The organism is Streptomyces griseorubiginosus, from assembly GCF_017614965.1.
In the GTDB taxonomy this organism is placed as follows: Bacteria; Actinomycetota; Actinomycetes; order Streptomycetales; family Streptomycetaceae; genus Streptomyces; species Streptomyces griseorubiginosus_B.
This window is the reverse complement of sequence record NZ_WVUG01000504.1, coordinates 1-3,618: the sequence shown is the minus strand read 5'-3', so window position 1 is coordinate 3,618 and position 3,618 is coordinate 1. Positions and strand designations below refer to the sequence as shown.

Here is a 3,618-nt window from a genome sequence, read left to right as displayed (position 1 = left end):
ACTTGATCTTCGGGAACTTCTTGAGGAAGGCGTCGCGGAGGTAGTCGGCCTGGTAAGGCGTGTCGCCGCCGGCATACACGGTCAGGGTCCCGCCCTCGGCCAGGGCCTGCTGGTACAGCTTCTGCAGTTGTGCCTGCTCGCTCGTCGGCACGGTGTGCGTGCCGGTGGGGCCACCGACGGAGGAGTCGGCGAGAGCGGCGGAGGCGCCGCCCGCCAGCACGCTGAGAGTGAGGGCTCCGACGAGGGTCTTGCGGATGGGGTACATGACAGCTCCCTATGGACAAGTGCTTAAACTTTTCAGCACTTCGACGGGGCTCACGCTAGATCGATGCGCTTAAACTTTCAAGCGTTGTGGACCGATTTCCTTAAAAGTTGAAGCAATGCTAGGATCCGCCGCATGGAGGAAGAGACCCGCTGGCTGAACGCCGAGCAGCTGCGTGCATGGCGCGCCTACTGCAGTGCCAGCGTCCTACTGGAAGACACCATCGACCAGCAGCTGCGAAGCACAGCGGGCATCATCCACCTGTACTACACAGTGATGGCCCGCCTCTCCGACGCCCCCGACCGACGCCTGCGGATGACAGACCTCGCCGAGCAGCTCAACATCTCCCGCGGGCGGCTCACCCACGCGGTCCGCCGGCTGGAGGAGGACGGCTGGGTTCGCCGCGAGAACTGCTCCACCGACAGGCGAACCCAGTTCGCCGTTCTGACGGACGAGGGCATGGCCGCCCTGGCACGGATCGCACCCGGACACGTCACCACCGTCCGCGCCGCGATCTTCGACCACCTCAGCAGCGAGCAGACCCGCGCCTTCACCGACATCTGCGAGACCATCCTCGCCGCCCTCACCGATCCAGACGGTCCCGCCACCACGGGACTGCCCTGGCGTCGGTGAAGCGATCCGTTGGCAGCGGTGCTGAGCCATCATGGCGGTCACGTTGGAGTCGAAGTCGGCGTGCACGAGAGGCCGTCACAGCCCAAAGCGATCAAGGAGCATCGCGGGGTGACAATGACGCCATGACCGACAGTCCTTCCCGCAATGCGTCTCGTCCACTTCTGCGCCGTCCCTCGGACGGCGAGCTCATCGATGTCGCCGGGGTCGCGCACTTCTTCCGGCTCACCAGCGAGCAGACCGAGGGACGCTTCGCCTTCGAGGAGTTCAGCCTCGCGCCGGGCACCATCGGAGCCAGGCCCCACGTACACGAGGCACATGACGAGTACTTCTACGTGCTTGAAGGCGAGTTGACCCTCCACACCGGGGACGGCGAGGTGACCGCGGGCCCGGGGTATCTGCTCGCCGCGACCCGTGGTACCCCTCACGGCTTCCGCAACGAAGGCCCGGCCACCGCACGAGCCCTGTGCCTCTACACTCCGGCCGGCTACGAGAACTACTTTCGCGACGTCCACGCCGCCGTGAGCGCCGGCGCCGAAGCGACCGACCAACTGCTCGCCGAATTCCGCAGCCGCTACCGGACCAGGTCATACCCGCTTCCCACAGACAGGCCTTGAGGTGCCGCCTCGGCGTTCCTCGGAGAGCCCACGTGCAGCGCCTCCGGCATCACAGGTCCAAAGCTGTGGTCAAAATGCGCCCACTCCCCCGCTGTCATGGCCGTCTACCTCACCGACGACTACGGCACCTCGGCTTCATAGCGGCCCAAGCCAGGGGAAATGAGCTGCAGTAGGTGCCCGCTCAGGACTGGCCGGTCAGTCCCGTGTCTACGCATGCCGCGCGGCCAGCGCGCGCAACCCTGCGTTGAGCAGCATCCTGATGGCAGCCGTCATCGCGGCGATGGCCAGCGATGTCCACGACGGTGCCGCGGCGAGCCGTATGAGTCCCGCTGCCAGAAGGAAGTCGGTCAGCAGGGCGATCGTGGGCTGGACGCGGCGCAGGCGGAGGACGGCGCAGACGGCGGAGAGCAGTCCGATCAGCGTCACCAACAAGGCCGCCTGTCGCAGCAGTGCCGTCATGCCGAGGCCGCCGAAGTCGTGGCCGGCTCCTGGCCCGGCGGCCGCTCGACCTCGATGCGCTCCTTCTCGATCTCCTTGCCCAGGAAGTAGTTCAGGACGGTACGGATGGTGGCGATCGCCGCCAGCTGCCCGATCTCCGTGAACGTCGGCGCGATGGCAGTCCGCAGGATGTCCCCGGCCAGCTGGAACTCGAGCCCGAGCGTGAGAAACCGCCCCAGGGACAGCCGAATCCGATTGAACTCCCAGCGCGGTTCCCACACCCCGGCTTTGGAGAGGCGTCCCCATGACGCCGCGCCCCTCAGAAGCTGCAGGAACGCCCACAGCGCGCCGACGACGATGACTACGGCGCCGGCGAACTCCACCAGGTGCACCATCGTGTCGACGACGTCCTTCAGCGTGGATTCCGGGAGCAGATCCTCCTCCGCCACTATTTGGCGACCGACAGGTATCACATCCACCACACATCCTTCTTCGACTCAGCGCCTCCTCCCGCTGCGTGGAGGCGTCGGCGCCACGCAGCGGGTAAACGGCGACGGACAACCGGTGGCTTCGTCGTTCAGGCGACCGGTGCGACGTAGGGGAAGGTGCCGGTCGGCCGGGCGGTGACACAGTCCTTGCTCAGGCCGATGTCGAAGGGGGTGTTGGTGGCGAGGCTGAACATCACGTTCACCACGTTGTCCGTCAGGGTGCGGCCGTTGCAGCCGGCGAAGCCGTACACGGCGGCGCTGCCGACTCGGTAGGGCAGCACGTCGGGGAAGAGGAACGCGGTCACCGCCTCCCCATAGGCACGGGCGTTGTCGGCCGTGCCGTAGGCGGCCACCACGTCGGCGATCCGGCCGGCGATGAGGTCGGCGTACAACTCCTGGTCCTGATCGGGCAGGCTGGCGTTGTAGCGGTCGCTGAGGTCCGGGTCGTGCTGGCCGAAGATCGGGTGGAACATCGGGTGCCCGGCGCGCTGGATCTGCCGCCAGCCCCCGGCGTCGGTGGCCAGGATGCTCGCGGCCCAGGTGCCCAGGGTGTCGCTGCCGTCGGTGTGGCGCAGCAGTTTCTCGTCGGGGACTTCGAGGACGATGGAGTGCACCGTCTGTCCGGCGAACAGGTTGGTGGCCTTGCCGCGGTCCCAGCCGGACAGGTCCACGCGCTCGCCGTGGCCGAACGCCTCTCCGACGGCGCCCAGAACGTCGTGGTCGATCCAGAACGGGTCGCCCGCGCGGCCGACCCAGATCCGCTCTCCCCCGTTCCCGGCGGCCTCCTTGCCGGTGACGCCGGTGGCGAGCCGGGTGCCGGTGGCGTTGTCGTCGCGTGACTCGTCGCCGGTCAACTGGTGCAGCGCCCACGGCTGTTCCGCGTCCGGGCCGGGTTCGCTGAAGGTGAAGCGGTAGGCGAGGTCCGGGCGGGCGTCGGCGTCGGTGTCGATCCGGAACTCGTAGCGGCCCTCGGGGTGCAGGCCCTGTGGGGCGTCAGGGCCGGAGATGGAGTTGTTGACGTTCAGGACGAACACGGTGCCGCGCTCGCCTCGGAAGACGTAGAAGTCGGTGATGTCGAGGCGGACGTCCTGGCGGGCGGCGGGAGAGTCGAGGTGGTGCGACATGAGGGATCCTTCGGTGATGGGGCCCGAGCTGGTGCGCCGGGGTGGTGCTGGGGGAAGGG

The 3,618-nt window shown here is 67.7% G+C and carries 5 protein-coding genes and 1 pseudogene; 2 read left to right on the top strand and 4 right to left on the bottom strand.

Translation table 11 applies throughout. From position 1 onward, the window contains the following. Positions 1-265 (bottom strand): annotated as a pseudogene (locus tag GRC12_RS42735) (ABC transporter substrate-binding protein); the annotation flags it as partial. A gap of 132 nt (positions 266-397) precedes the next feature. Between GRC12_RS42735 and GRC12_RS42730 the strand changes: the two are divergent. Further along, positions 398-895 carry a MarR family winged helix-turn-helix transcriptional regulator gene (locus GRC12_RS42730; protein ID WP_208785831.1) on the top strand — a complete coding sequence of 166 codons (498 nt, stop codon included), beginning with the start codon at positions 398-400 and terminating at the stop codon, positions 893-895. Positions 896-1,017: 122 nt separating this feature from the next. Further along, positions 1,018-1,509: a cupin domain-containing protein gene (locus GRC12_RS42725; RefSeq protein ID WP_208785830.1), complete on the top strand. Its 492-nt coding sequence runs from the start codon at positions 1,018-1,020 to the stop codon at positions 1,507-1,509. 207 nt (positions 1,510-1,716) lie between these two features. Here the strand turns inward: GRC12_RS42725 and GRC12_RS42720 are convergent, their stop codons facing one another. From GRC12_RS42720 to GRC12_RS42710, 3 genes are all read right to left on the bottom strand, one after another. Then, positions 1,717-1,968 carry a DUF1622 domain-containing protein gene (locus GRC12_RS42720; RefSeq protein ID WP_208785829.1) on the bottom strand — a complete coding sequence of 84 codons (252 nt, stop codon included), beginning with the start codon at positions 1,966-1,968 and terminating at the stop codon, positions 1,717-1,719. Then, a complete protein-coding gene (locus tag GRC12_RS42715) occupies positions 1,965-2,342 on the bottom strand; it encodes a DUF1622 domain-containing protein (protein WP_208785832.1) in 378 nt (125 codons plus the stop codon). The genes GRC12_RS42720 and GRC12_RS42715 overlap by 4 nt, the downstream gene beginning before the upstream one ends. Positions 2,343-2,524: 182 nt before the next feature. After that, positions 2,525-3,559 carry a DUF4331 family protein gene (locus GRC12_RS42710; RefSeq protein ID WP_208785828.1) on the bottom strand — a complete coding sequence of 345 codons (1,035 nt, stop codon included), beginning with the start codon at positions 3,557-3,559 and terminating at the stop codon, positions 2,525-2,527. Positions 3,560-3,618: the final 59 nt, after the last annotated feature.

What these genes read in the sequence shown, in the direction of transcription:
- GRC12_RS42730 (WP_208785831.1), top strand. Translation starts at nt 398, where the DNA reads ATGGAGGAAGAGACCCGCTGGCTGAACGCCGAGCAGCTGCGTGCATGG.
- GRC12_RS42725 (WP_208785830.1), top strand. Translation starts at nt 1,018, where the DNA reads ATGACCGACAGTCCTTCCCGCAATGCGTCTCGTCCACTTCTGCGCCGT.
- GRC12_RS42720 (WP_208785829.1), bottom strand. Translation starts at nt 1,968, where the DNA reads ATGACGGCACTGCTGCGACAGGCGGCCTTGTTGGTGACGCTGATCGGA.
- GRC12_RS42715 (WP_208785832.1), bottom strand. Translation starts at nt 2,342, where the DNA reads ATGGTGCACCTGGTGGAGTTCGCCGGCGCCGTAGTCATCGTCGTCGGC.
- GRC12_RS42710 (WP_208785828.1), bottom strand. Translation starts at nt 3,559, where the DNA reads ATGTCGCACCACCTCGACTCTCCCGCCGCCCGCCAGGACGTCCGCCTC.